27 protein-coding genes are annotated in these 25,079 nt (G+C 63.8%); 9 read left to right on the plus strand and 18 right to left on the minus strand.

The features are described 5' to 3' along the window. The 3 genes from AC1RUR_RS26700 to grxD are packed head-to-tail and all read right to left on the minus strand — an operon-like array spanning position 1 to position 2,215. Complete coding sequence (locus AC1RUR_RS26700) at positions 1-1,287, minus strand: serine hydrolase domain-containing protein (RefSeq protein WP_492849540.1); 1,287 nt, start codon at positions 1,285-1,287, stop codon at positions 1-3. Positions 1,288-1,333: 46 nt separating this feature from the next. Next, on the minus strand, positions 1,334-1,885 hold the full coding sequence (locus AC1RUR_RS26705) for an O-acetyl-ADP-ribose deacetylase (RefSeq protein ID WP_492849542.1): 552 nt from the start codon (positions 1,883-1,885) through the stop codon (positions 1,334-1,336). Between the two features lie 3 nt (positions 1,886-1,888). Further along, positions 1,889-2,215, minus strand: coding sequence for a Grx4 family monothiol glutaredoxin (gene grxD / locus AC1RUR_RS26710; protein WP_492849544.1), 327 nt, complete (start codon positions 2,213-2,215; stop codon positions 1,889-1,891). 240 nt (positions 2,216-2,455) lie between these two features. Between grxD and egtB the strand changes: the two genes are divergently transcribed. Both egtB and egtD read left to right on the plus strand, forming a co-directional pair. Next, positions 2,456-3,754 (plus strand): ergothioneine biosynthesis protein EgtB, encoded by a 1,299-nt coding sequence (egtB, locus tag AC1RUR_RS26715; RefSeq protein WP_492849546.1) that lies wholly within the window; start codon positions 2,456-2,458, stop codon positions 3,752-3,754. Positions 3,755-3,806: 52 nt separating this feature from the next. Further along, a complete protein-coding gene (egtD, locus tag AC1RUR_RS26720) occupies positions 3,807-4,778 on the plus strand; it encodes an L-histidine N(alpha)-methyltransferase (RefSeq protein WP_492849548.1) in 972 nt (323 codons plus the stop codon). Positions 4,779-4,791: 13 nt separating this feature from the next. On the opposite strand, the gene AC1RUR_RS26725 is transcribed toward egtD, so the two are convergent. Both AC1RUR_RS26725 and AC1RUR_RS26730 read right to left on the minus strand, forming a co-directional pair. Beyond that, the gene (locus AC1RUR_RS26725; protein ID WP_492849550.1) at positions 4,792-5,982 is read right to left on the minus strand and encodes a low temperature requirement protein A; all 1,191 of its coding nucleotides are present in this window, start codon (positions 5,980-5,982) and stop codon (positions 4,792-4,794) included. 23 nt (positions 5,983-6,005) lie between these two features. Continuing rightward, the gene (locus AC1RUR_RS26730) at positions 6,006-6,242 is read right to left on the minus strand and encodes a BolA family protein (protein ID WP_011088461.1); all 237 of its coding nucleotides are present in this window, start codon (positions 6,240-6,242) and stop codon (positions 6,006-6,008) included. A 197-nt stretch (positions 6,243-6,439) separates the two neighbouring features. Between AC1RUR_RS26730 and AC1RUR_RS26735 the strand changes: the two genes are divergently transcribed. Next, entirely contained in the window at positions 6,440-6,796 is a 357-nt protein-coding gene (locus AC1RUR_RS26735; protein WP_492849553.1) for a DUF427 domain-containing protein, read from the plus strand. Positions 6,797-6,845: 49 nt separating this feature from the next. After that, the gene (locus AC1RUR_RS26740; protein ID WP_492849555.1) at positions 6,846-7,949 is read left to right on the plus strand and encodes an alpha/beta fold hydrolase; all 1,104 of its coding nucleotides are present in this window, start codon (positions 6,846-6,848) and stop codon (positions 7,947-7,949) included. Positions 7,950-7,989: 40 nt separating this feature from the next. Here the strand turns inward: AC1RUR_RS26740 and AC1RUR_RS26745 are convergent, their stop codons facing one another. Further along, positions 7,990-8,163 (minus strand): DUF1328 domain-containing protein, encoded by a 174-nt coding sequence (locus AC1RUR_RS26745; protein ID WP_008564193.1) that lies wholly within the window; start codon positions 8,161-8,163, stop codon positions 7,990-7,992. 179 nt (positions 8,164-8,342) lie between these two features. Here AC1RUR_RS26745 and AC1RUR_RS26750 point away from each other — a divergent pair, with 179 nt between their 5' ends. Then, on the plus strand, positions 8,343-9,530 hold the full coding sequence (locus AC1RUR_RS26750) for an acyltransferase family protein (RefSeq protein WP_492849557.1): 1,188 nt from the start codon (positions 8,343-8,345) through the stop codon (positions 9,528-9,530). 112 nt (positions 9,531-9,642) lie between these two features. Here the strand turns inward: AC1RUR_RS26750 and purL are convergent, their stop codons facing one another. Further along, complete coding sequence (gene purL / locus AC1RUR_RS26755; protein ID WP_492849559.1) at positions 9,643-11,853, minus strand: phosphoribosylformylglycinamidine synthase subunit PurL; 2,211 nt, start codon at positions 11,851-11,853, stop codon at positions 9,643-9,645. Positions 11,854-12,036: 183 nt separating this feature from the next. On the opposite strand from purL, the gene AC1RUR_RS26760 reads away from it, so the two are divergent. Next, positions 12,037-12,516 (plus strand): PaaI family thioesterase, encoded by a 480-nt coding sequence (locus AC1RUR_RS26760; RefSeq protein ID WP_492849561.1) that lies wholly within the window; start codon positions 12,037-12,039, stop codon positions 12,514-12,516. 28 nt (positions 12,517-12,544) lie between these two features. On the opposite strand, the gene AC1RUR_RS26765 is transcribed toward AC1RUR_RS26760, so the two are convergent. Together AC1RUR_RS26765 and purQ are read right to left on the minus strand one after the other, a co-directional pair. Next, the gene (locus tag AC1RUR_RS26765) at positions 12,545-13,534 is read right to left on the minus strand and encodes a tripartite tricarboxylate transporter substrate binding protein BugD (RefSeq protein ID WP_492849563.1); all 990 of its coding nucleotides are present in this window, start codon (positions 13,532-13,534) and stop codon (positions 12,545-12,547) included. Beyond that, positions 13,531-14,232: a phosphoribosylformylglycinamidine synthase subunit PurQ gene (gene purQ / locus AC1RUR_RS26770; RefSeq protein ID WP_492849565.1), complete on the minus strand. Its 702-nt coding sequence runs from the start codon at positions 14,230-14,232 to the stop codon at positions 13,531-13,533. Before purQ ends, AC1RUR_RS26765 begins: the two co-directional genes overlap by 4 nt. Positions 14,233-14,399: 167 nt before the next feature. On the opposite strand from purQ, the gene AC1RUR_RS26775 reads away from it, so the two are divergent. Further along, a complete protein-coding gene (locus tag AC1RUR_RS26775; protein ID WP_492849567.1) occupies positions 14,400-15,416 on the plus strand; it encodes a magnesium and cobalt transport protein CorA in 1,017 nt (338 codons plus the stop codon). Between the two features lie 16 nt (positions 15,417-15,432). On the opposite strand, the gene AC1RUR_RS26780 is transcribed toward AC1RUR_RS26775, so the two are convergent. The 5 genes from AC1RUR_RS26780 to purC form a co-directional block, all read right to left on the minus strand. Further along, positions 15,433-15,978, minus strand: coding sequence for a hypothetical protein (locus AC1RUR_RS26780; RefSeq protein ID WP_492849569.1), 546 nt, complete (start codon positions 15,976-15,978; stop codon positions 15,433-15,435). Between the two features lie 13 nt (positions 15,979-15,991). Beyond that, positions 15,992-16,585: a hypothetical protein gene (locus tag AC1RUR_RS26785; RefSeq protein ID WP_492849570.1), complete on the minus strand. Its 594-nt coding sequence runs from the start codon at positions 16,583-16,585 to the stop codon at positions 15,992-15,994. A gap of 88 nt (positions 16,586-16,673) precedes the next feature. Beyond that, positions 16,674-17,240, minus strand: coding sequence for a hypothetical protein (locus AC1RUR_RS26790; RefSeq protein WP_492849572.1), 567 nt, complete (start codon positions 17,238-17,240; stop codon positions 16,674-16,676). After that, positions 17,237-17,479 carry a phosphoribosylformylglycinamidine synthase subunit PurS gene (purS, locus tag AC1RUR_RS26795; protein WP_008135030.1) on the minus strand — a complete coding sequence of 81 codons (243 nt, stop codon included), beginning with the start codon at positions 17,477-17,479 and terminating at the stop codon, positions 17,237-17,239. The genes AC1RUR_RS26790 and purS overlap by 4 nt, the downstream gene beginning before the upstream one ends. Before the next feature lie 13 nt (positions 17,480-17,492). Next, entirely contained in the window at positions 17,493-18,260 is a 768-nt protein-coding gene (purC, locus tag AC1RUR_RS26800) for a phosphoribosylaminoimidazolesuccinocarboxamide synthase (protein ID WP_008974302.1), read from the minus strand. A 321-nt stretch (positions 18,261-18,581) separates the two neighbouring features. On the opposite strand from purC, the gene AC1RUR_RS26805 reads away from it, so the two are divergent. Further along, positions 18,582-18,905 carry a DUF1476 domain-containing protein gene (locus AC1RUR_RS26805; protein WP_492849575.1) on the plus strand — a complete coding sequence of 108 codons (324 nt, stop codon included), beginning with the start codon at positions 18,582-18,584 and terminating at the stop codon, positions 18,903-18,905. A 74-nt stretch (positions 18,906-18,979) separates the two neighbouring features. Here the strand turns inward: AC1RUR_RS26805 and cynS are convergent, their stop codons facing one another. From cynS to AC1RUR_RS26825, 4 genes are all read right to left on the minus strand, one after another. Continuing rightward, on the minus strand, positions 18,980-19,468 hold the full coding sequence (gene cynS / locus AC1RUR_RS26810; protein WP_049823962.1) for a cyanase: 489 nt from the start codon (positions 19,466-19,468) through the stop codon (positions 18,980-18,982). A 97-nt stretch (positions 19,469-19,565) separates the two neighbouring features. Continuing rightward, positions 19,566-20,498, minus strand: a complete 933-nt coding sequence (locus tag AC1RUR_RS26815; RefSeq protein WP_492849578.1) for an ABC transporter ATP-binding protein — start codon at positions 20,496-20,498, stop codon at positions 19,566-19,568. Between the two features lie 5 nt (positions 20,499-20,503). Continuing rightward, positions 20,504-21,343, minus strand: coding sequence for a nitrate ABC transporter permease (gene ntrB, locus AC1RUR_RS26820; protein ID WP_492849580.1), 840 nt, complete (start codon positions 21,341-21,343; stop codon positions 20,504-20,506). A 169-nt stretch (positions 21,344-21,512) separates the two neighbouring features. After that, positions 21,513-22,892 (minus strand): CmpA/NrtA family ABC transporter substrate-binding protein, encoded by a 1,380-nt coding sequence (locus AC1RUR_RS26825; RefSeq protein ID WP_492849582.1) that lies wholly within the window; start codon positions 22,890-22,892, stop codon positions 21,513-21,515. Positions 22,893-23,051: 159 nt separating this feature from the next. Here AC1RUR_RS26825 and AC1RUR_RS26830 point away from each other — a divergent pair, with 159 nt between their 5' ends. Continuing rightward, positions 23,052-24,998, plus strand: a complete 1,947-nt coding sequence (locus tag AC1RUR_RS26830) for a sigma-54 interaction domain-containing protein (protein ID WP_492849584.1) — start codon at positions 23,052-23,054, stop codon at positions 24,996-24,998. The last annotated feature ends 81 nt before the right edge of the window (positions 24,999-25,079 follow it).

The following is a 25,079-nucleotide window of genomic DNA, read 5'->3' on the forward strand; positions in this document are numbered from 1 at the left end:
TCAGTTCTCCATGGCTTCATAAACCAACTGCTTCAGTGTCCGCTGCACGCGCTGGCGCTCGGTCGGGGTTTGCTCCAGCAGCACGAAGAACATGTCCTGCTTGGGATCGATCACGAAATAGCAGCCGGAGGCGCCGTCCCACTTCAATTCCCCGAGATCGCCGGGCGGCGGCGGTTTTGCGTTGCCGGGATCGGTGCGGACGGCAAGGCCGAGGCCGAAGCCGAAACCGTCGCCGGGGAAGTAGAAATAGTCGCGATCGACGCCGGAGCCGGGGCCGACCTGATCGGTCGCCATCAGCTTGAACGTCTCGGGCTTGAGAATGGTCTTGCCGTCGAGGCTGCCGCCATTGAGCAGCATCTGCGCGAACCGCGCATAGTCCGCCATGGTCGTGACCATGCCGCCGCTGGCGAACTGGATCTTCTTGACGACCGTCGGATCGTTGATCCGGCCGACCCGGAAATCGCTGTCGTTCGGCACCGGCTGCGCCAGCAGCTTCTGCTTCTCGGGGTCGGTGACGAAGAAGCCGGTGTCGACCATGCCGAGCGGATCGAGCAGCTTCTCCCGTTCGATCTCGATGAGCGGCTTGCCAGTGGCAACTTCCATGACTCGCGCCAGGATGTCGGTGGAATGGCCGTATTGCCACAGCGCACCCGGCTGGTTGTGCAGCGGCAGCTTGGCGATGCGCTCGGCGAACTCGGCGAGGTCGAAATCGCCGGCATAGATGTTGGCCTCGCGATAGGCTTTGCGGACCAGGCTGTCGCCATAGAAGCCGTAGGTGACACCGGACGTATGGCGCATCAGGTCGAGCACCGTCATCGGCCGCGTCGGCGGCACGAGCTCGAGCGACTTGGTGCCGTCGTCGGCCTTCTTCTCGACGCCGACCTTCACGTTGGCGAAGGACGGGATGTATTTCGAGACGGGATCGTCGAGCTTGATCTTGCCGTCCTCGATCAGCCGCACCGCGACGACGGACGTGATCGCCTTGCTCATCGAGAACAGGCGGAAGATCGTCTTGTCGGTGATCGGCGCCTTGCCGACCACGTCCTGCACGCCGAAGGCCTCGTGGTAAACCGGCTTGCCGTGCTGCTGGATCAGCACGGTCGCGCCGGCGATCTTGCCGGTCGCGACCTCGTTCTTGAAGAACTCGCTGATCCTGGCGAGCTTGTTCTGATTGAAATGCGCGCCGGCAGGAATCTCGTAGGTGCCCTCTGCCCGTGCGAACGACATCGCGCCAAGCGACACCAGTGCGCCGCAGGCGAGCGCACGCAGTCCAGACTTTGAAATCATATCCCCTCCCCGGAACATGGCCGGGCGGAGTGTACCGACCACGTCATCAGGCACAAGGGCTGCCGTAGCGCGCCAAAACGTCGGTGTGGAGAGCCGCGCTTCTCTCCGAAAAACAACAAAATATGACACGGGCGACCAGGGGCGCAGCCGGCAAGGCTTCAATGGTCGCATGGACCGCAATCTTCGCGGCCTGCTCTGCCGGAAAACGATACACGCCGGTGGAAATTGCGGAGAACGCCAGCGAACTCAGCCCATTGACCTGGGAGAGCTCAACTGCGCGGCGATAACAGGAACGTAGCGCCTCTGCCTCGCCGCGGGTGCCACCGTGCCATACGGGGCCGACCGCGTGGATCACATGGCGGGCGGGCAGAAAATAGCCCTTGGTGATCTTGGCATCGCCGGTCGGACACCCTCCGAGCGTCTGGCACTCAGCGAGAAGCTCGGGACCGGCAGCGTCGTGGATCGCACCATCGACGCCGCCTCCGCCAAGGAGGGATGAATTTGCAGCGTTGACGATGGCGTCAACGCTCAGCGTGGTGATGTCAGCAACGATGACCTCGAGCTCCGCGCCGCCAATCCGGCGCGACAGCGCGGTCATGCATCAAGCCGCGACGGCGACGCCCTTCTCGGAGAAGAGCTGCTGCAATTCGCCGGCCTGGAACATCTCACGGACGATGTCGCAGCCGCCGATGAACTCGCCCTTCACATAGAGCTGAGGAATGGTCGGCCAGTTGGAGAAGGTCTTGATGCCGTTGCGCAGCTCGGCGGATTCGAGGACGTTGAGGCCCTTATAGCCGACGCCGATGTGGTCGAGGATCTGGACGACCTGGCCGGAGAAACCGCACTGCGGAAATTGCGGCGTGCCCTTCATGAACAGAACCACGTCGTTCGACTTCACTTCGTTGGCGATGAATTCCTCGATGCTCATATCCGTTTCCTTCTGGGGCGGAGCCCTCAACAACCACTCCGGGCCGGCTCAGCCGATTTAACCCGATACCTGCCCATATATGTAGCCCAAACCGTTGTGCATCCAAAGTAAAATGGCGGCGAACACCCCCTCCGCGGTCGATCCTGAGGGCGCCGGCCCCATTGCATGATGACACGAATATCATCACCGGGGAGGACTTTCATACCGTAACGGAGCCCCTATCTAGGACGAACCTCGGTTTTGGAACCGGGTAACGCCAACAACGTTCTTTTGTCCTGTCTGGAGAAAAACGTGACGAAACAAGCTTCCGCTACGGCCACTGCCCCGGTTTCGTCACCGTCCTCCCACGCGGGCAACCTCGCCCAGCAGCTTCAGGACGCGTTTCTCGCCGTACGCAACGAGACCGAGCGCCGGGCCGCGCCGCTATCGCCGGAGGACCAGCAGATCCAGTCCATGCCGGATGCCAGCCCCGCGAAATGGCACCGGGCCCACACCACCTGGTTCTGGGAGCAGTTTTTGCTCGGCGAGCACGCCCCAGGCTACCGGCCCTTCCACCCCGATTTCGCCTTCCTGTTCAATTCCTACTATGTCAGCGCCGGGCCGCGTCATGCCCGGAATCACCGCGGCGACATCACCCGTCCCAGCGCGACCGAGATCGGCGCCTATCGCGGTCATGTCGATGCGGCCGTCGTCAAATTCTTCTGGGAAGCCGGCGAGGACAAGCTCCGTGCCGTCGCGCCGCTGGTCGAGGTCGGGCTCAATCACGAGCAGCAGCATCAGGAATTGATGTTCACCGACATCCTGCACGGCTTTGCGCAGAATCCGGTCTATCCGGCCTACGATCCGGATTGGCGCTTTCCGTCCGCGACGCGCACCGGGGATGACTGGCTGACGCTCAACGAAGGCATTCACACTGTCGGCCATGTCGACGACAGCTTCCATTTCGACAACGAGAAGCCGGCCCATCGCGCCCTCGTCGGCCCGGTCAAGATCGCCCGCAATCTCGTCACCAATGGCGAATGGCTCGCCTTCATGCGCGATGGCGGCTACGCGAACGCAACGCTCTGGCTGATGGACGGCTTTGCCGCCGCCAACAAGGACGACTGGCAGGCGCCGGGCCATTGGCGCGAGGTCGATGGCGCCTGGCAGGTGATGACGCTCGCCGGCCTTAAGCCGGTCGATCCTAGCGCGCCGGTCTGCCACGTCAGCTATTACGAAGCCGATGCGTTCGCGCGCTGGGCGGGGAAACACCTGCCGACCGAGATGGAATGGGAGGTCGTGGCACGCGCGGGCCAGCTCAACGACGCCTTCGGGATCGTCTGGCAGTGGACCCGCAGCTCGTATTCGCCCTACCCCGGCTATCGCGCCATCGAAGGTGCCCTCGGCGAGTACAACGGCAAGTTCATGGTCAACCAGTTGGTGCTGCGCGGATCCTCGCTTGCAACTCCTGAAGGCCACAGCCGTATTACTTATCGCAACTTCTTCTATCCGCACCACCGGTGGCAGTTCACGGGATTGCGGCTCGCCGACTACGAGTAAAATTCTCATCCGACGACAAATGCGCGCCGGACAGCGCGTTCAGGAGAGTATCATGAATGTGCACGCCAGCGCTTTGGCCGAAGCCCATCTTCCCGACGAGCAGACCACCGCCTTCGCCCGCGAGGCCATCGAGGATCTGTCGCAGCAGCCGAAAAAACTGTCGCCGAAATATTTCTACGATGCGACCGGATCGGAATTGTTCGAGGCGATCACACGCCTGCCGGAATATTATCCGACACGCACCGAGCTTGCGATCCTGAGGGAGCGCGGCAGCGATATCGCAAAGATCATTCCCGAGCACGCCGCGCTGGTCGAGTTCGGCGCCGGCGCGACCACGAAGGTCCGCCTGCTGCTCAATCACTGCAAATTCGCGGCCTATGTCCCCGTCGACATTTCCGGCGACTTTCTGACGGCGCAGGCGAACGGCCTGAAGCGGGACTTCCCGTCGCTCGGCATCTATCCGGTGGCGGCCGACTTCACCACGCCGTTCGAGCTGCCCAGGGCGGTCGCGTCGATGCCCAAGGTCGGCTTCTTCCCGGGCTCGACCATCGGCAATTTCGAGCCGCATGAAGCGCAAGCCTTCCTGAAGAGCGCGCGCGCGATTCTGGGCCGGGGCGCGCAGATGATCATCGGCGCCGACCTCGAGAAGGACGAGCGCGTGCTCTTTGATGCCTATAACGATGCCGCCGGCGTCACCGCGCGCTTCAACCTCAATGTGCTGGTGCGCATCAACCGCGAGCTCGGCGGCAATTTCGACCTCTCCGCCTTCACCCATCGCGCCATCTACAATCGCGAGCGGCACCGCATCGAGATGCACCTGATCAGCAAGAAGAGCCAGACCGTGCGCCTGCTCGGCACCAGCTTCTCGTTCCGCCCCGGCGAGAGCATCCACACCGAGAACAGCTACAAATACAGCCTCGAGCGTTTCGCGGCGCTGGCGCAGGGCGCCGGCTGGCAGGTGCGCGTGAGCTGGACGGATGCGGCCAAGATGTTCTCGGTGCATGCGCTGGAGGCGGCGGAGTAAACGCTCCGGGAGCTCAGTGCTCCTCCACCTCGCCCGTCGATCCCAGCGAGACCGATTCCCACACCGCCACGACGATCATGATCAGGGTCGTCGCGACCGACAGCCAGAGCGGAGAAAGATCGGCGGCGAACCACCACAGCACCAGCAGCAGGATGATGCCGATGCCGTGCGAGAGCTGGAGGAAGCCGCGGATCGCGTGCTTGAACAGGATGGTGCCGATCAAAAACACCAGCGGCCCGCCGATCGTGCTCACGATGGTGCGGACGTCGGAATGCCCGGTCGGATGCTTCAGCACCAGCTCATCCGACACCGCGGTCAGGATGATGCCGGCGACGATCGGCATGTGCAGATAGGTGTAGGCGAGCCGCGCCAGTCGGCCGGATTCGGCGGATTTCGAGATCTGCTCGGCGCCGGCCTCGGCGCCCTTGTGGAAATAGATCCACCACATCGCGATGGCGCCGACCAGCGCAGAGACGAAGGCCAGGATATTCTCCGCGGTCCACTCCAGCTCGGCGAAGGTGGCGCCGTTGACGACGACGGCCTCGCCGAGCGCGATGATGACGAAGAGAGAACAGCGTTCGGCCATGTGGCCGCCCTCGACGGCCCAGGCCTCGACCGACGAGAAACCCAGCTTCGGAACCCAGAAGCGGGCCGCTGGCGAAATATATTCGATCGCGAGCGCCACGATCCAGAACCACAGCCGCGCTTCGTCATGCGCGAGACCGCCTGATATCCAGAAGATCGCGGAACCGCAGAGCCAGACCAGGATGCGGATCGCGTTGTGCCGCACCGCCGTCCGGTGGCGCGGCGTTGCGAACATCCAGAACGCGGTACGTCCGACCTGCATGGCCGCATAGGCAATCGCAAACCACAGTCCCCGCCCTTCGAAGGCGGTCGGGATCGTCGTCGACAGCACGAGGCCGCCCAGCATCATCAGGAAGAGCATGACGCGGACCGGCGTCAGCTCCGGATTGAGCCAGTTGGTGACCCAGGCGGTGTAGACCCACACCCACCACACCGCGAGGAACAGCACCGTGACATGCACCGCGCCGAGCGGCGTGAAATGGTGCAGCAGCGTGTGCGAGACCTGCGTGACGGCAAAGACGAAGACGAGATCGAAGAACAGCTCGGCATTGGTGACGCGGCTGTGCTGGTTCGGCACGATGACGCGAAACATCGCGCCGCGCGGATTATCCGCAGCCATCATCGCTCCCCGTCGTGATCAGATCAGGTGCCGGGTACCCCGGTTTGCAGCGCCAGCGCATGCAGCACGCCACCCATCTGGCCGCGCAGGGACTGGTAGACGATCTGGTGCTGCTGGACGCGGGACTTGCCGCGGAAGGATTCCGAGATCACGGTCGCGGCATAGTGGTCGCCATCGCCGGCGAGGTCACGGATCGTCACCTCGGCATCGGGGATCGCTGCCTTGATCATCGCCTCGATATCGTGGGCGTCCATGGGCATTCGGGTCGTGCTCCTTAATCTCGGCTGCAAGGCAGCCCCGTCGTCGAATCGCTTGCCGGGTCCCCGGACCGGCCGAGGCAAACTTAGCGTGAACGGCCTTCTACGTCACGCACTCAGGCACTATATCCCTGATCCCATCAGGATAAAGGCACGACAAAGTGCCGCGCGCGGCAGATTGATCGAAAAGGCGTGAAATCATGAAGCTTCCAGGGCCCGACCACCCCATCACCATCACCCCCAACCCGCGGCGCGTCCGTGTCACGGCGGGCGACATCGTGATCGCCGAGACCAGCAAGGCGCTGACGCTGAAGGAAGCCAAATATCCGGCGGTGCAATATGTGCCGCGACAGGATGCAAACATGACGCTGCTGAAGCGCACCGACCGCGTCACCCATTGCCCCTACAAGGGCGACGCCAGCTATTACAGCATCAAGGCCGACGGCAAGACGCTGGACAACGCGATCTGGACCTACGAGACGCCCTTCCCCGCGATGACCGAGATTTCCGGTCACCTTGCCTTCTATCCGGACAAGGTGAAGATCGAGGAAGCGTGATGCCGGGGCGACCATCCGTCGCCTCTTCCTAGCCCGCACAAGGCACAAGATGCCGCGCAAGGCCGCAAGACTGATTGGGGTCTCGTTGCTGGGTGTAGCCGGCATCCTCGTTTTGGTGACTGCCGCCGGACTGGGTTTTCGTGCCTATCGCCAGCATCTTGCTGCTGAAACTCTCGCGATCCGCTCTCCCAATGGGGTTCAGGAGGGAGAGTTCGTCGATATCGGCGGTATCAAGCAATGGATTCAGATCCGCGGCGAGGATCGGGATAACCCGGTTCTCCTGTTCGTCCATGGCGGGCCCGGAGGCTCCACCTTGCCGATCTCGTCGGGTTGGCGCCCCTGGGAAAAGCATTTCACCGTTGTTCAATGGGACCAGCGGGGCACCGGCCGCACCTATGGTGAGGCTGGAGACGCGCTTGCTCCAACCATGACATTGGAGCGAATGACGCAGGATGGTGTCGAACTGGCCGAATACCTGCGAACCCATCTGCACAAGGATAGGATTGTCCTGGTCGGGCATTCGTGGGGCTCGTTCCTGGGCATTCACATCATCAAGCAGCGCCCTGATCTGTTTTATGCCTATGTCGGCACGGGACAAGTGGTCGGCAGGGTGACGTTCGAGAAGCAGTTCGAGATCACGATCGCGCATCTTCAAGCTTTGGCGCGGTCCGCTGCCAACAGCGACGCTCTGGCGGAATTGGCACCAATCGTCGCGCGACCTCTAATGAGTCCACAAAATCGACAGGTTGCGGACAAGTGGAGCAAGGCGCTGGGGCTAGCCTCTATCGAGAGCTTCCAGCTGGCGGGCCCCGTCCCACCCCCGTTCATGCCGGATTTCTCGCTGCTGGATTGGTACAACTGGCGCAAAGGCATGGCCTTCTCCGCAAAATATCTGCGCGGACGAGAGGGCCCCATGTTCAAGCGTGACGTCGCCTCGCTGGGACTCGCGTTCCCGATCCCGGTCATCTTCATCGAGGGCGATGCCGACTACAACACACCGAGTGGGCCGGCCGAACAACTCTTCAATCAGATCACGGCCCCGCACAAGGAATTTGTCTGGGTGCGCGGCGGGAGCCATTTCATTCCGTTCGATCGTCCCGACGAGTTCTTGGCGGAGCTGGTCGCCCACGTGCGACCGTTCGCACAAAATTGAGCGGACCGGTCGGGGGCCGGCGCGCCAATTCAATCCCTCCCTACGCCCTGAAGATCGTCAGCCCCAGTATCAGCAGCACCAGGAAAATCACGACGAAGACGTAGAACAGGAAGCGGGCGATGTCGGCGGAGGCGGCGGAGACGCCCGTGAAGCCGAGCACGCCGGCCACGATCGAGATCAAGAGAAAGATCAGCGCCCATTTCAGGATCGTCATCGCCAGCTCCAGCTTGAGGCCGCAGGCTTGCGGCCCTCAACGCATTCGTGGACGCTAACTTCGCTGCGCGGAACTGGTTCCTACCGGTCGCCCACCGGCAGGGTGCGACTCAAACTGCGCTTGCTGAATCCGGTTCCCGGCGGCACAGTCTGTCCGGGAGAGAAGCGACCGGGGCAGCCATGATCACGATGTCACATTCTGCGACGATCGGCGCAGAGGCGCACGCCGCGCCGAAGGCCAAGGCGCGCAATCTGTCGCTGGACCGCGCCCGCACCTTCCTGACGCTGGTGGTGCTGCTGCATCATGCCGTCATTCCCTACACCCATTTCGGACACACCGATCCGGCCTCCTTTGCCGGCTTCGACATGATCGTGCTGGCGACCGACAGCTTCTTCATGGCGATGTTCTTCTTCCTGTCGGGCCTGTTCACCTGGCCGGGCATCGCGCGCAAGGCGCCATCGGTCTTCCTGCGCGACCGCCTGCTGCGGCTCGGGCTGCCGTTCGCGATCGCGGCGGTCACCGTCATTCCACTCGCTTATTACGCGATCGCGCTGCGGGCCGATCCCGAGCTGACCTTTGCCGCGTTCTGGTGGAAGACGGTGACATCAGGCCCGTGGCCGAGCGGTCCGATCTGGTTCGTGTGGGTGCTGCTGGCGTTCGACCTGACCGCCAGCCTGCTCTATCGGGTCTCGGCGCATCTGGTCGATCCCGGCAACCGCATTTCGTTGCGCGGCTTCGAGCAGCCGGTCCTATTCTGGCTGATGCTCGTCGCCCTGAGCGTCATCGTCTATCTGCCGGCGCTGGTCTATTTCGGGACCAACAAATGGTTCGAGTTCGGACCGTTCTCGGTGCAGGCGAGCCGCATCCTGCTCTACTTTGCCTATTTCTTCATTGGCGTCAGCGTCGGTGCCGCGAATTTCGACCGCGGCATCCTCAGCGCCGAGGGCCAACTGCCGAAGAGCCGCTGGACCTGGGTGATCATCACGCTGATCCCCTACTGCCTGATGTGGTGCATGATCTACATCAAGCGGGAGATCCTCGGTAATCCCGATCACCTGCCGCACTGGTACCACGTGTTCTACGGCACGTTCTTCGTGCTGTTCTCGGCCTCGATCCTGCTCGCGATCCTTGCCTTCTTCCTGCGTTCGAAGGCGCCGGGGCCCAACCTGCTCGATCGCATGCAGGCGGATGCCTACGGCATCTTCCTGGTGCACTACCCGATCGCGCTGTGGATCCAATACGTGCTGTACGACTACAGCCTGCCGGCCATCGCGAAGGCCGCGATCGGCTTCGTGCTCACGGTGATTTTGAGTTGGGGATTGACGGCAGCGTTACGAAAGATTCCGGGCGCGTCACACGTGTTGTGAGGCCGAGCCCCGTAGCCCGGATGAGCGCAGCGATATCCGGGACCCCTACCCGACAAAGACCCGGATGTCGCTTCGCTCATCCGGGCTACGGGTCTGAGTTCGCGGCGACAGCTCAGGCCGCCTTGCCGCCCATATATTCCGGTAACCAGCGCTCGTGCGACTTGCGCAGCGCATCGATCGTAACAGGCGCCTCGCCGACAATCGCGATTGCATCACCACCCGTCGTGCCGATCCGCACGCAGGGCACCTCGCAGCCGCGCATCTTGGCGAGCACGCGGCCAGCTTCCGTCTCCGGCACGGTGACGAGATAGCGCGCCTGGTCCTCGCCGAACCAATAAGCCTGCGAGACAAGCGAAGTCGGTGCCGCCAGCAGTTTTGCACCGATGCCGCTCGCCATCGCCATCTCCGCGAGCGCGATGAGGAGGCCGCCGTCAGAGAGGTCATGCACCGCGGTCGCAGTGCCCGCATGGATCATGCCGCGCACGCAATCGCCATTGCGCTTCTCGGCCGCGAGATCGACCGGCGGCGGCGCGCCCTCCTCGCGACCGCAGATGTCGCGCAGATAGACGGACTGGCCGAGCCAGCCGTGGGTCTCACCGATCAGCAGGATCGCCTCGCCCTCGGCCTTGAAAGCGAGCGACGCCGACTTGGTGAAATCGTCGAGCAGGCCGACGCCGCCGATCGAGGGCGTCGGCAGGATCGCGCGGCCGTTGGTCTCGTTGTAGAGCGAGACGTTGCCGGAGACGACCGGGAAGTCGAGCGTGCGGCAGGCTTCCGAGATGCCCTTCAGGCAGCCGACGAACTGGCCCATGATCTCGGGCCGCTCAGGGTTGCCGAAATTGAGATTGTCGGTGATGGCGAGCGGCTTGCCGCCGACCGCGGTGATGTTGCGCCAGGCTTCCGCCACCGCCTGCATGCCGCCCTGATAGGGATCGGCCTCGCAATAGCGCGGCGTGACGTCGACGGTCAGCGCCAAGCCCTTCGGCCCGTCCTGCACGCGCACGACAGCGGCATCGCCGCCCGGACGCTGCATGGTGTTGCCGAGGATGACGTGGTCGTACTGCTCCCAGACCCAGCGCTTGCTGCACATGTCGGGCGTGCCGATCAGCTTCTCCAGCGCGGCACCGACACCCATCGGCGCCGGCACCTCGCGCGCATGCACGACCGGCAGCGCGGCGGAGGGGACATGCGGACGGTCATAGAGCGGCGCCTCGTCGCCGAGCTCCTTGATCGGCAGATCGGCCATGACGTCGCCGCCGTGCTTGACGACGAAGCGCTTGCTCGGCGTGGTGTAGCCGACCACCGCGAAGTCGAGGCCCCATTTCTTGAAGATCGCCTCGGCTTCCTTTTCCTTCTCGGGCTTGAGCACCATGAGCATGCGCTCCTGGCTCTCCGAGAGCATCATCTCATAGGCGCTCATGCCGGTCTCGCGGGTCGGCACCGCGTCGAGATCGAGGTCGACGCCGAGATCGCCCTTGGCACCCATCTCGACCGCCGAACAGGTCAGCCCTGCCGCGCCCATGTCCTGGATCGCGATGACGCAGCCCTTCTCCATGATCTCGAGGCAGGCTTCCAGCAGCAGCTTTTCGGCGAAGGGATCGCCGACCTGCACGGTGGGACGCTTCTCCTCGGACTTGTCGTCGAACTCGGCCGAGGCCATCGAAGCGCCATGGATGCCGTCACGGCCGGTCTTGGAGCCCAGATAGACGATCGGCATGTTCACGCCGGAAGCGGCCGCATAGAAGATCTTGTCGGCATCGGCGAGGCCCACGGCCATCGCGTTGACGAGGATGTTGCCGTCATAGCGGGTGTGGAAACGCACCTGGCCGCCGACCGTCGGCACGCCGAAGGAATTGCCATAGCCGCCGACACCGGCGACGACGCCGGAGACCAGATGCCGGGTCTTGGCATGCTCGGGCGCACCAAAGCTCAGCGCATTGAGGCAGGCAATCGGCCGCGCGCCCATGGTGAAGACGTCGCGCAAAATGCCGCCGACGCCGGTGGTCGCGCCCTGGTAGGGCTCGATGTAGCTCGGGTGGTTGTGGCTCTCCATCTTGAAGACCACGGCCTGGCCGTCGCCGATGTCGATCACGCCGGCATTCTCGCCGGGGCCCTGGATCACCCAGGGCGCCTTGGTCGGTAGGCCGCGCAGATGGATGCGCGACGACTTGTACGAGCAGTGCTCGTTCCACATCGCCGAGAAGATGCCGAGCTCGGTGAAGGTCGGCTCCCGCCCGATCAGCTTCAGGATGCGCTCATATTCGTCGGGCTTGAGCCCATGGGCGGCAACCAGTTCGGGGGTGATCTTGGGTTCGTTCTTCATGGCTTCGGGGCTTTCGGCGGCGGTTGGCCGTTCTTAGGAAGATCGGGGGCTTCCGAAAAGCCCTTTATGGCGCATTTTCCCGCTGTCCCACGTTTTGCGGCCGAGGGGTGCGGGAACGGGAATTGCACCGCGCTGACGGATCGGATTTAAGGGCAAATGACCCGCAATTGAAGGCCCATTTCCTTGCACGAATTGACCAAAACGGCTGCTTCCCCCCGCCCCGAGCTGCATGTCGCGACCGAGGGGGAATTCCAGGGATGGCAGACCTGGATCAGGGACAGCTTTGAGAACCATATCGGCCCCTTCTGGCACCGCCTGGAGGCGGACGGCAGCGTCCGCTGCGCCTTCCGGGTCGAAAAGAAGCATTTGAACGGCTCCGGGAACGTCCATGGCGGCTGCTTCATGGCTTTCGCCGACTACTGCCTGTTCGCGATCGGCCGCAACGCATTGCAGGGCCGCGGCGTGACGGTCAATTTCGGCTGCGAGTTCCTGGATGCCGGCCACGAGGGCGAGCTGATCGAATGCACCGGCGAGGTCACCCGCGCCGGCGGCTCGCTGATCTTCCTGCGCGGGCAGATGACCGCCGGCGAGCGACTTCTGTTCACCTTCTCCGGGACGATCAAGCGGGCGAAGTGGAAGTCGCTCCCTCAGCCAAACGCATAGCTCGGCACCTTCTGCGGGAGTGCGGACACTACTTGTTGGCGTCGTCCGCCAGCATCTTCCGGTACTTCTCGACGTCGCGCGTCACGAGTTGCTGGAGCAGCTCCGGCGCATGCTCGTTGTCGTCGGGGGCAACGGTGGAGAGGTCGGCAAAACGCTTCTTCACAGCGTCAGTCTCGACCGCGGTGCGCGCGGCCGCATTCAGCTTGGCGATGACCGCCGGCGGCGTGCCCTTGGGCGCGAACAGGCCGTTCCAGCCCTGCGCCTCGAATTCGGGCAGGCCGGCTTCGGCTGACGTCGGCAGATCGGGCAACGTGGCGAGCCGCACGGTCGAGCCGACCACGAGCCCCCGCACCAGCTTCTCGTTGATCGACTGCGAGACGGAGGCCGCGGCATCGCAGACGCCGTCGATCTGGCTGCCGATCGCATCGGTGAGCGCAGGCGCGGCGCCGCGATAGCCCACCAGCGTCGCATCGATCCCGGCAGCGGTGACGAAGCTCTTGCAGATCAAATAGTTCGACGAGCCGACGCCGGCATGACCGAGATTGATCTTGCCCGGATTGGCCTTGGCGTAGGCGATGAACTCTTTCAGATCCTTCGCGGGAAAATCCTTGCGCACGGCGATGATGCCGAATGTCTTCGCCACCATCGCGATCGGCACGAAGGATTCGGGCGTGAAAGGCAGCTTCGGATAGATCGTGTAGCTCGCCGCATTGGTGCCGGCATTGCCGATCGCGATGGTGTAGCCGTCAGGCTCGGCGCGGGAGGCGCGCGCCAGCGCGGTCGAGCCGCCGGCCCCCGCGACGTTCTCGATCACGATGGTCTGGCCGAGCGCGATGCCCATCTGCTCGGCGACGGTGCGCGCGATCACGTCCGAGGTGCCGCCGGCCGCGAACGGCACGATCATGGTAACAGGACGCTTGGGGAAATCCTGGGCGAATGCGGCACTTCCAAACGAAAGTGCTGCGAGCGACAGCACCGTGAGCGCTGTCAGAGACCGCTTCAACACGAACGAAATCACGCGGCCTTTTCCAGATGCTGGACGAGGCCGGCGAACAGGCCGCGGCCGTCGGTGCAGCCCATGATGTCTTCGACGTGGTTTTCCGGATGCGGCATCATGCCGAGCACGTTGCCCTTCTCGTTGAGAAGGCCGGCGATGGAATGCGCGGCGCCGTTGATGTTGTGGCTCTCGTCGACTGCGCCGTCGGCCGAGCAATAGCGATAGAGCACCCGCCCCTCGCCTTCGATGCGCTTGATGGTCTCCTCATCCGCCTCGTAATTGCCCTCGCCATGGGCGACGGGCACGCGGATCACCTGGCCGGCATTGTAGCCGCGGGTGAACGGGGTGTCGGAGCGCTCGACGCGCAGATGCACGTCCTTGCAGATGAACTTCAGCCGCGCGTTGCGCATCAAGACGCCCGGCAGCAGGCCGGATTCGCAGAGGATCTGAAAACCGTTGCAGACGCCGAGCACGAGGCCGCCCTTCGCCGCATAATCGCGGACCGCATCCATCACCGGCGCACGCGCGGCGATTGCGCCGCAGCGCAGGTAATCGCCGTAGGAGAAGCCGCCGGGCACGACCACGAGATCAGTGCCCGCAGGCAGCGACGTCTCGGCGTGCCAGACCATCGCCGGCTCGTTGCCCGAGATCAGCCTCAGCGCGCGCGCCATGTCGCGCTCGCGGTTGATTCCGGGAAAGACGAGGATGGCGGCTTTCATGGCAGAGGTTCCGACGGTGACGGGAATCGGGCTGGCCAAAGGGCCAATTCGCGAAGAGACATAGCCATTTGACGGAGATTTTACCAGTGCTAGCCTTGCCGGGCGGCCTTGTACACAGGCCATAGCCACGGCACCTTTGCCCAACGATTTTGCCCGGGATCGAAGCCATGAACGTCCCGTCGCTGCCCACATCCTCCTCCGAACCGGTGTCCGCCGAAGGCGTCGTTGCCGCCGGCGCCTATGTCGACGGCCGGCGTGTCGCCAACATCGCCATCAGCGAGGCCTCGAGCTGGCGAGCCAAGCCCGGCCACGTGGTCTGGATCGGGCTGCACGAGCCCGACATGGCCCTGCTCGGCGCCGTGCAGAAGCAGTTCGACCTGCACGATCTCGCCATCGAGGACGCCGACCACGCCCATCAGCGGCCCAAGATCGAGCAATATGGCGAGGCCCTGTTCATCGTGGCGCGGACGGCGCAGCTGATCGAGGGCCGGATCGCCTTCGGCGAGACCCATATCTTCGTCGGCGAAGGCTATCTGGTCTCGGTGCGCCACGGCGCCTCGACGTCCTACGCGCCGGTGCGCGAGCGCTGCGAAAGCTGCCCGCGGGCGCTGGCGCGCGGCGAGGACTACATCCTCTACGCCATCCTCGATTTCATCGTCGACAACTACTCGCCCGTGCTCGAGAGCATCCACGACGAGGTCGAGGGCATCGAGGACGACGTGCTCTCCCAGCCGATCAGCAAGGCGCAGATCGAACGGCTCTACATGCTGCGTCGCGACCTGCTGCGGCTCAGGACCGCAATCGGCCCGCTGGTGGAAGTCTGCCGCCGGCTGGAGCACGACGAGCTGGCCATGGTACGCGCGACCATGCAGCCGCTGTTTCGCGACGTCACCGACCACGTCAGGAACATCCAGGAGCGCATCGATTCCATGCGCGAGGTGCTGGCCTTCGCCTTCGAAGCGAGCCTGCTGGTCGGACAGGCGCAGGAGACGGCGGTCTCCAAGAAGCTCGCCTCCTGGCTCGCGATCATCGCCATCCCGACCGCGCTTGCCGGGATCTACGGCATGAACTTCAAGCACATGCCGGAGCTGGAATGGGAGTACGGCTATTACATGTTGCTCGGCGTGATGCTGACGGCGTGCGGCGCACTGTATTGGCGTTTTCGCCGGGTCGGATGGCTGTGAGCGCCGCGAACGCTTCTCAGCGACTCGCCGGCGACAGAACGATCATCACGCCGGCCGCGAACTGCGCAAAATTGTCGTAGCTGGCCTTGTCGGTGTCCGCCGAGCTGATCACGCTGGCGCCGCCGCGCGCGCCGAAAAACCAGCCGCTGACCTGATATTCCTTGGTGCCATCCGGCTTCACCATCAGCCGCCGCGCCTTGAACATGCGCGGCACCGAGCTGCCGCTGTCGCCGTCGATCGCGAGGATCGAGATTTTCTGCCCCGGAGACCGCTGCTCCAGAACCTTGACGATCTGCGTCTGCTCTTCGCGGAATTGCTCCAGGGTCATTGAATTGCCGGGCGGATAGAGGCGATAGCTCACGCTGGTCAGCGCACTACAGCCCGGCTTGTCGCAAAGGAACATGTGCACGTCGTTGGGGCGCAACTCGTAGCGCCATCCCTTCACCGATACCGGCGGCCGCGGTGTCGTGGACTGCGGCGCCGGCGTTGATTGGGCGAAAGCACTCCCGCCCGCGAGCGCCAGCGCAGCGAGCAACAACAACGGCCGAACGCAGAACCGCATGCCGGCCCTCATGTCATAGCCGCGCCGGGGGCGCGAAATCCTCGATCTCCATCACGCCGACAAAATCGCTGCCGTTGCGGCGAGCGACCTCGACGGCGAGCGATGTAGAAATGACATCGATCATGGTATTGCCTGCGAACACCATGTCGCGCACGATGTAGATCGGCTTGTCGTTGGGACCGGTCGCCCGGTATTCCCAATGAACCGCGGGGAATTCCTTCATCTTGGCGACGCGCGAGGACGTCAGCGCCAGATCTCTCAGGCGACCGACCGCTTCGGTCGATGCCTGCTCGGTCTGGGCCATCTGACGCTGCGCATCCGCCTCGGCAAATTTCTGGAGCGCCACGGGATCGGGACTGCGGGTCGGACTGGCTGCGGTGCGGATGGTGACGATCGAATTCTCAGGACACGCAAGCGGCCTGCAGCGGAAGACCGAACGTCGTTCGCCATACACCCGCGTACCGGTCCATTTTTCCGGATCCGGCGATTTGAAGGTCACCTTGGTTCCCGGATGCTCCGGGCCGACGGCCGTCGTGACACAGCCCGCAAGAGACAACGCGGCCGCGGCCATGACCGCAAGCCGGACAACATCTGCAATGATCCCCATCACCCCACCCCGAACACGCACCCGTCCGGAGTGTAGACAACCTGTGGTTTCCGATAAAGAGCTTCGTCAACAGCTTCGATGATGCTGCTTAACGCGGGATGGGCGTGTCCGTCACTTCCATCGTCTTGATGAACAGATCGCGGTTGCGTCGCGCCAGGTCTTGCGAGGGCGAAAACGAGGAAATGCTGACCATCGCCGATTTGACGAACATGGTCGCCTTGCTGAGATAGGCGGGGCCCTTGTCGCCGACGACGCGCAATTCCTGGACGATCGCCGGATAGCCGCGCAAGGTCGTCGTGCCGCTGGAGACGCGCTCGAGCTTCCGGCCTGCGGCAGCATTGTCCTGATTGGCGCGCTCGACCGATGCAGGAATCTGGCTGGCCAGCTTTGCCAGCGCCTGGGGATCAGGGCTGCGGGTCGGACTGCTCGAAATGGTTGCAGTGACCTTGGCCGCGTCGGGGCAAGCCAGCGGACGGCAGACAAATTCGCCGGTACTCTTGCCGAAGAGATTGCTGCGTCCGGCCCATTTGGCCGGATCGGGATTTCGTATCGTGACGCTGGTCGTGCCAGGGGTCTGGGCGGCTGCGAACTGGACGCCAAGGACCGGCAGCAGCATGGTCGCCAAACCGGCGACCCAGGCAACCGCTCGCATCACCCGAGCAGCTCGACCCGATAATTCTCGATCACGGTGTTGGCGAGCAGCTTGTCGGCCGCGTCCTTCAAAGCGGCTTCCGCCTTGGCCTTGTCGGCGCCGGCAAGCTCGATGTCGAACACCTTGCCCTGCCGGACGCTGGCAACGCCGTCGACGCCGAGCGACTTCAGCGCGCCTTCGATGGCCTTGCCTTGCGGATCGAGGATGCCCGTTTTCAAGGTAACGGTGACACGTGCCTTCACGTCGAAAACCCCTTTAGCTCTTCACCAGCACCGGGCCGGAGCCCGCCGGACGCTCGTTCTCCATGAGGATGCCGAGGCGTTTTGCAACTTCGGTATAGGCCTCCAGCAGCCCGCCGAGATCCCTGCGGAAGCGGTCCTTGTCCAGCTTCTCGTTCGACTTGATGTCCCACAGACGGCAGCTATCCGGCGAGATCTCGTCGGCGACGATGATCCGCATCATCTCGTTCTCGAACAGCCGCCCGCACTCCATCTTGAAGTCGACGAGGCGAATGCCGATACCGAGGAAGAGGCCGGTCAGGAAGTCGTTGACGCGGATGGCGAGCGCCATGATGTCGTCGATCTCCTGCGGCGTCGCCCAGCCGAAGGCGGTGATGTGCTCTTCCGACACCATGGGGTCGTTGAGCTGGTCGTTCTTGTAGTAGAATTCGATGATCGAACGGGGCAGCTGCGTGCCCTCCTCGATGCCGAGGCGCTGCGACAGCGAACCGGCGGCAACGTTCCGCACCACCACTTCCAGCGGCACGATCTCGACCTCGCGAATCAACTGCTCGCGCATGTTGAGGCGGCGGATGAAGTGGGTCGGCACCCCGATGTCGTTGAGATGCTGAAACAGGTACTCCGAGATCCGGTTGTTGAGGACACCCTTGCCCTCGATCACCTGATGCTTTTTCGCGTTGAACGCGGTGGCGTCATCCTTGAAGTGCTGGATCAGGGTACCGGGCTCCGGGCCTTCGTAAAGAACCTTTGCCTTGCCTTCATAAATGCGACGCCGACGGCTCATTGGGATGTACCGTGTTTTGTTGAAATCCATGAATTTGGTGTGCTCCGGTTGACTAGGATTACGACCCACAGCGGAGCTGCCGTGAACGGCCGGGAACCCATCTCGAACCCTAGGAAACAGAACGGGAACCAAGCCTTTAGGCAACCTATCCGATTGGCTGTCCGAGCACAATCGATCCGGCCGTCCGGCACCAACTTATACCGTTTTGCCTGCGGCTTAACGGCCCGTTGTTTTGCCGATTCGTGCTCCTTATCTAGGCATACGCCGGGGCTATCGCAACGAGGGCCACCGGGTCCGGTCAGCAGGGGAATTGGAAAAGGCATGAGCGAAATCAACAAGCGCCAGGAAGGCTTCGAGAAGAAATTCGCCCTCGACGAGGAGCAGAAGTTCAAGGCGGAGGCCCGCCGCAACCGGCTGCTCGGGCTGTGGGCCGCAGAAAAGCTCGGCATATCAGGCGATGCCGCCACGGCCTACGCCAAGGAGGTGGTCGCGGCCGATTTCGAGGAGGCCGGCGACGCCGACGTCCTGCGCAAGCTCATGGCCGATTTCGCCGCCAAAAGCGTTGTCATCACCGAACAGGCGATTCGCGCCAAGATGAGCGAGCTGCTCGCGGTCGCGGCCGCCGAGGTGAAGGCAGGGAAATAAGCGAATAGGGAGTGGCGAGTAGCGAATAGACCCCTATTCGCCACTCGCAATTCGCTATTCGCTATTCGCGCCTCTTAACCTTCCTTGAACCCGTACTCCGGCACGTTGCCGCTGGCGCCGTAATATTTGTACGGCAGGAATTTTCCGCTCATGGTGATCTTGACGCGGTCGCCCTTCGGATTGGCGACGCGCTCGATCCCCATGTCGAAGTCGATCGCCGACATGATGCCGTCGCCGAACTCTTCCTCGATCAGCGCCTTCCACGCCGGGCCGTTCACCATCACCATCTCGTAGAAGCGGTAGATCAAGGGATCGGTCGGCGGCATCGGCGTGCCGGTGCCGCGCATCGGCACCTCGTTGAGCATCGCGGTCTCGGCCTTGGACAGGCCGAACAGCTCGCCCGCGTTGGCGGCCTGCGGCTTCGTCAATTTCATCTGGCCGAGGATCGCGCCGACGATCAGCACCTCCGCATAGCCGCCGATCTTCTCGCAGATGTATTTCCAGCTCCAGCCCTTCTCGCGCTTGATGTCGAGCAGCTTTTCAGTGAGGTCTTCGCGTTTCATGTCAGGGTCTCCTCTTCGTTAGATTTCGGTCTGCCCGGGCGAAAGCGCGAAGCGCGTCTTCATGCAAGCGTCCCGGGCATCCACGTTCTTGGCTGCTTCACGAAGACGTGGATGGCCGGGACAGGCCCGGCCATGACGCCTCTCTCTGCGACTCCGCTTTGGCTTCGGACGCGACCGTCAGTCCGGGCTTGCCGATATGCACCACGGGCACATTGCGCGGATCATGGTCGGGCGTCTCGGCGGCGAAGGTCTTGCTGCGCGTCACCAGGAAATCGATGATGTGGTTGCGCAGCGCGTAGTACAGCGGATGGCGGTGCAGATCGATGCGGCCGCGATCCTTCGGCAGTGGATTTTCGACGACCTCCGCCAACACCGCGCCGGGACCATTGGTCATCAGAAAGATCTTGTCGGCGAGATAGATCGCCTCGTCGACGTCATGGGTGATCATGAACGCGGTCTGCCCGGTCTCCAGACAAATGCGCCGCACCTCGTCCTGGAGCGTGCCGCGCGTCAGCGCGTCCAGCGCCGAGAACGGCTCGTCCATCAGCATCATCTTCGGCGTGATCGACAGCGCCCGCGCGATGCCGACGCGCTGCTTCATGCCACCAGACAGTTCCGAGGGACGCTTGTGCTCTGAGCCGGTGAGCCCGACGAGGTCAATAAAGGTCTGGGCATGCGCCTTGACCTTGGCCCGATCCCACTTCCGCCATTTCGAGCTCACGGCATAGCCGACATTGCCGAGCACGGTGCGCCAGGGCAGCAGCGCGTGGCTCTGGAAGATCACGGCGCGGTCGAGGCTCGTGCCCGAAATCGCCTGCCCGTCGACGATGACGGCGCCCTCGCTCGGCGCATCGAGACCGGCGAGGATGTTGAGCACGGTGGTCTTGCCGCAGCCGGAATGCCCGATCACGCAGGCGAACTCGCCGCGCGCCATCGACAGCCACAGATTTTCGAACACCGTCGTCGTTGCGCCGTTCGCACCCGGATAGCGCTTGGCGATGCCTTCGATGGAGATGAATTTGTCGGTCACAGCCCCTACTCCGGAAACGTGACCATGCGCGTGAAGCGCGCGAGGATCTGGTCGAGCAGCATGCCGACGATCCCGATCAAGAGGATCGCGATGATGACATTCGTGATCGAGAGGTTGTTCCACTCGTTCCAGACGAAGTAGCCGATGCCGGTGCCGCCAACGAGCATCTCGGCTGCGACGATCACCAGCCAGGCGATGCCGATGGAGATGCGCATGCCGGTCAGAATCGTCGGGGCCGCTGCCGGCAGGATCACCGTGAAGGCGCGCCTGAGCGTGCCGACCTCGAGCGTCCGCGCGACGTTGATCCATTCCTTGCGGACACTGGCGACACCAAAGACGGTGTTGAGCAGCATCGGCCAGATCGAGCAGATGAAGATCACGAAGATCGCCGAGATCGAGGAATCCTTGATGGTGTAGAGCGCGAGCGGCATCCAGGCGAGCGGCGAGATCGGCTTCAACACCTGGATGAAGGGGTCGAGCGCCTTGCTCAGCAGCGGCGACATGCCGATCAGGAAGCCGAGCGGGATCGCGACGAGCACGGCGAGCAGATAACCGGTGCCGACGCGCGCGATGGAATAGCCGAGCTGGATGCCGAGCCCCTTGTCGTTCGGTCCGTTGTCGTAGAACGGCCGCTTCAGATGCTCCCACAGCTTGGTGCCGACATCGAGCGGCCCGGGCATGGCGGATTTGCCCTGCGTCGCGGTCAGGCCCATCAGCTTGGCATATTCCGGGCTCATAGTCGCGACCGGCGCCGTCGAGCGCGTGGCGAGATGCCAGATGCCGAGGAACGCGGCCAGCAGCACGATCGAGACGAGGCCGGCGCGGAGGCGGAGGGAGGATGTCATGCTGCAAGACCTCTCCACACGTCGTCCCGGCGAAGGCCGGGACCCATACCCCCAGGGAGACGTTTGGCTAAGACTGGTCGTTCGGTACCGCTACCGTTCGAAATCGACCGATCACGCGGTATGGGTCCCGGCCTTCGCCGGGACGACAACGGAGAGAGCGCGCGGCCCCTCACGATGCCTTCCTGATCTTGAAGCTCGCGAGGTAATCCTCGGGCTTGGCCGGATCGAAAGTCTTGCCCATCACCGCGAACGATTTGTAGGCGCTCGCCGGCGGCGACAGGCCCATCTCGGTCATCAGCTTCTTGGTGTCCGTCGCCAGGTACACCTGCTCGGCGACCGCCTTGTAGTCGACATCGCCCTTGATCTGGCCCCAGCGCTTCATCTGCGTCAGCATCCACACCGCAAAGGACTGCCAGGGGAACGGATCGAAATCGACGCGCTTGGCGTCGGTCTTCACCCCGCCGAGGCCGTCGGCATAGGTGCCGGTCAACACCTGCTCCAGCACCGTGACCGGCGCGTTGATGTAATTGGCCGGCGCGATGGCCTCCGCAATCTGCTTGCGGTTCTCCGCCTTCGACGCGTAGGCGGTGGCATCGACGATCGCGCGAGTCAGCGCGGCAAAGCTGTTCGGCGCGGTCGTGATGAACTCGCGGCTGGCGGCGAAGCTGCAGCAGGGATGGCCGTCCCAGATTTCCTTGGACAGCAGATGCATGAAGCCGACGCCGTCATAGATCGCGCGCTGGCAGATGTTGTCCGGCGCGAGGAAGCCGTCGATGTTGTCGGCGCGCAAATTGGCGACCATTTCCGGCGGCGGCACCGAGCGCAGCTGCACGTCGGTATCGGGGTCGAGCCCGTGCTCGGCGAGATAGTAGCGCAGCAGGTAATTGTGCATGGAATAGTCGAAGGGGATCGCGAATTTCAGGCCCTTCCAGTCCTTCGGGTCGCGCTTGTCCTTGTGCTTGGTGGCGAGCACGATGCCCTGCCCGTTGATGTTCTCGATCGCGGGGACGGCAAAGGGAATCGCGTTGGCACCAAGGCCGAGCGAGATCGCGATCGGCATCGGCGCCAGCATGTGCGCGGCGTCGTATTCCTTGTTGATGGTCTTGTCGCGGATCACCGCCCAGCCGGCGGTCTTGACCACTTCGACGTTGAGGCCGTGCTTGGAATAGAACCCCATCGGGGCAGCCATGATGATCGGCGTCGCACAGGTGATCGGGATGAAGCCGACCTTGAGGTCCTTCTTCTCGGGCGCGCCGGTCTGCGCGAAAACCTCGGTCGCCATCTTGAGCGGGAAGAATTGCGACAGAGCTGCGAGCGCAGTTGAGGCACCGACCGATTTCAGGAAGGCGCGGCGCGCCACGTCCTGCGGAAACATCGCACGCATCACCGCGGAAGCGACGACGCCCTCGTACCGCTTCTCCTCGCTCTCGATCGGCTCGCAGCGTAGCGCCGTGGCCCGCTCGTGCTCGGCTGCGGATTGGTGCTGGCCACAGGCACAGCCGGCTCGAAGGTTGCGATCGGGATCAAACGGATTGTCGAAAATGGACATCGGACCTCCTGCGCGTCATTGCAGGAGTACTTACGCAAGGAGCGTGCCATGGGCTTCGCGGCGGCCAGTGCCTTGATGACGCAGCACTTTTGGTCGCGCTTGGTTGCTACGAAAACTCGTGATACACGAGAATTCGTAGCTCAATTACGAGATTTCATAATGGCAACGATGCCAATGCTCGTCCACGAGGATGTAGCCCCGGCCATCGATCCGCGCGTGGCGGCCTTCGAATCCTCGGTCGAAGCGACGCTGCTGGTTGATCCCTATGGCGACCAGATCGTGGACGCCAATCCGGCCGCCTGCGCCCTGCTCGGCTACGATCGCGCGCTGTTGCACCAGACCAAGGCGAGCACGCTTCACGCCGGCGAGCTCCCGGCACTCACCGTGTTCACCCAGGCCGTGCTGCACAAGGGCGCTTACTGGACCACGGCGCTCACCCCGCGCCATGCCACCGGGCAGAATCTCAGGCTGGAATATGCCGGCTGCGTCCTGCCCCATGACGGCCGCTCTCTGGTCCTGCTCACCCTCACGGACCTCGACGCCCGCCGCCGCCGCAATGTCGATGCCGCCGCAGAGGACCACATGCGCAGCGGCCTCTCCACCTGGCAGCGGGTCGAGCGCGTGTTCCAGGACATCGAGCGCGAGAACCAGCTGATCCTGCGCGCCGCCGGCGAAGGCATCTATGGCGTGAACGCCGAGGGCAAGACCACCTTCGTCAACCCCGCCGCCGAACGCATGCTGGGCTGGACCGCGGAAGAGCTGGTCGGCAAGGAAATCCACCCCATCGTGCACCACACCCATCACGATGGCCGCCACTATCACAACCATGACTGCCCGATCTATGCGGCGTTCCGCGACGGCGCCGTGCACCAGGTCGACGGCGAGGTGTTCTGGCGCAAGGACGGCTCGCCGGCCTGGGTCGAGTACACCTCGACGCCGATCCGCGACCGCGGCGTCGTGGTCGGCGCGGTCGTGGTGTTTCGCGACGTCAGCCAGCGGCGCGAGGCCGACGAGAAGCTGCACGCCGCTCTCACCGAGGTCGATCGCCTCCGCGAGCGGCTCGAGCTCGAAAACGCCTATCTCCAGGAAGAAATCCGCATCGAGACCAATCCGCGCGGCATCATCGGCCAGAGCGAGGCGATCCAGAAGACGCTGCGCCAGGTCAAGCTGGTGGCGCCGACCACGGCGGCGGTGATGATCACCGGCGAGTCCGGCACCGGCAAGGAGCTGATCGCGCGCGCCATCCACGAGGATTCCACCCGCAGCGACCGGCCGCTGATCCGCGTCAACTGCGCCGCGATCCCGCGCGAATTGTTCGAGAGCGAGTTCTTCGGCCATGTCCGCGGCGCCTTCACCGGCGCAACGCGCGACCGCATCGGCCGCTTCGAGCTCGCCGACGGCGGCACGCTGTTCCTCGACGAGGTCGGCGAGATCCCGCTCGAACTGCAGGGCAAGCTGCTGCGGGTGCTGCAGGAGGGACATTTCGAGCGCGTCGGCGAGGAGCGCACCCGCGCGGTCGACGTCCGCGTCATCGCCGCGACCAACCGCGATCTCAAGCAGGAGGTGCAGCGCGGCCGTTTTCGCGAGGACCTCTATTTCCGCCTCAACGTATTCCCGATCGAGACAGTGCCTCTGCGCGAACGGCGCGAGGACATTCCCCTGCTCGCCCAGCATTTTTTGACGCGCGAGAGCAAGGCGCTGAAGTCGAACCTGCGGCTGTCGGAGGGCGATGCGCGGCGGCTCGCCCGCTACGACTGGCCCGGCAACGTCCGCGAATTGCAGAACGTGATCGAGCGCGCCGCGATCCTGTCGCAGAACGGCCGTTTGCGCATCGACCTGCCGGATACCTCCAGCGCGCTGGCTCCGACCGGCGCCGCCCGCCAGAAGGCCGACGCGCGGCCCGCGGTCATGACCTCGTCGGAGATGCGCGATCACGAGCGGGCCAACATTCTCGCCGCACTAGAGGCCTGCGCGGGAAAGGTGTTCGGCCCCGGCGGCGCGGCGGAGATGCTGGATATCAAGCCGACCACGCTGGCCTCGCGGATCAAGGCGCTTGGGATCACGCCTCGTCCGCAAGTGGCCCATCCTTCGAGACGCCCGCTTTAGGCGGGCTCCTCAGGATGAGGACGGAGTGCGCGGCAGCAGTAGCAACGGGCACCGATGCCGCTTAGCCTCATCCTGAGGAGA

The organism is Bradyrhizobium sp. GW821-FHT12B03, assembly GCF_058807535.1.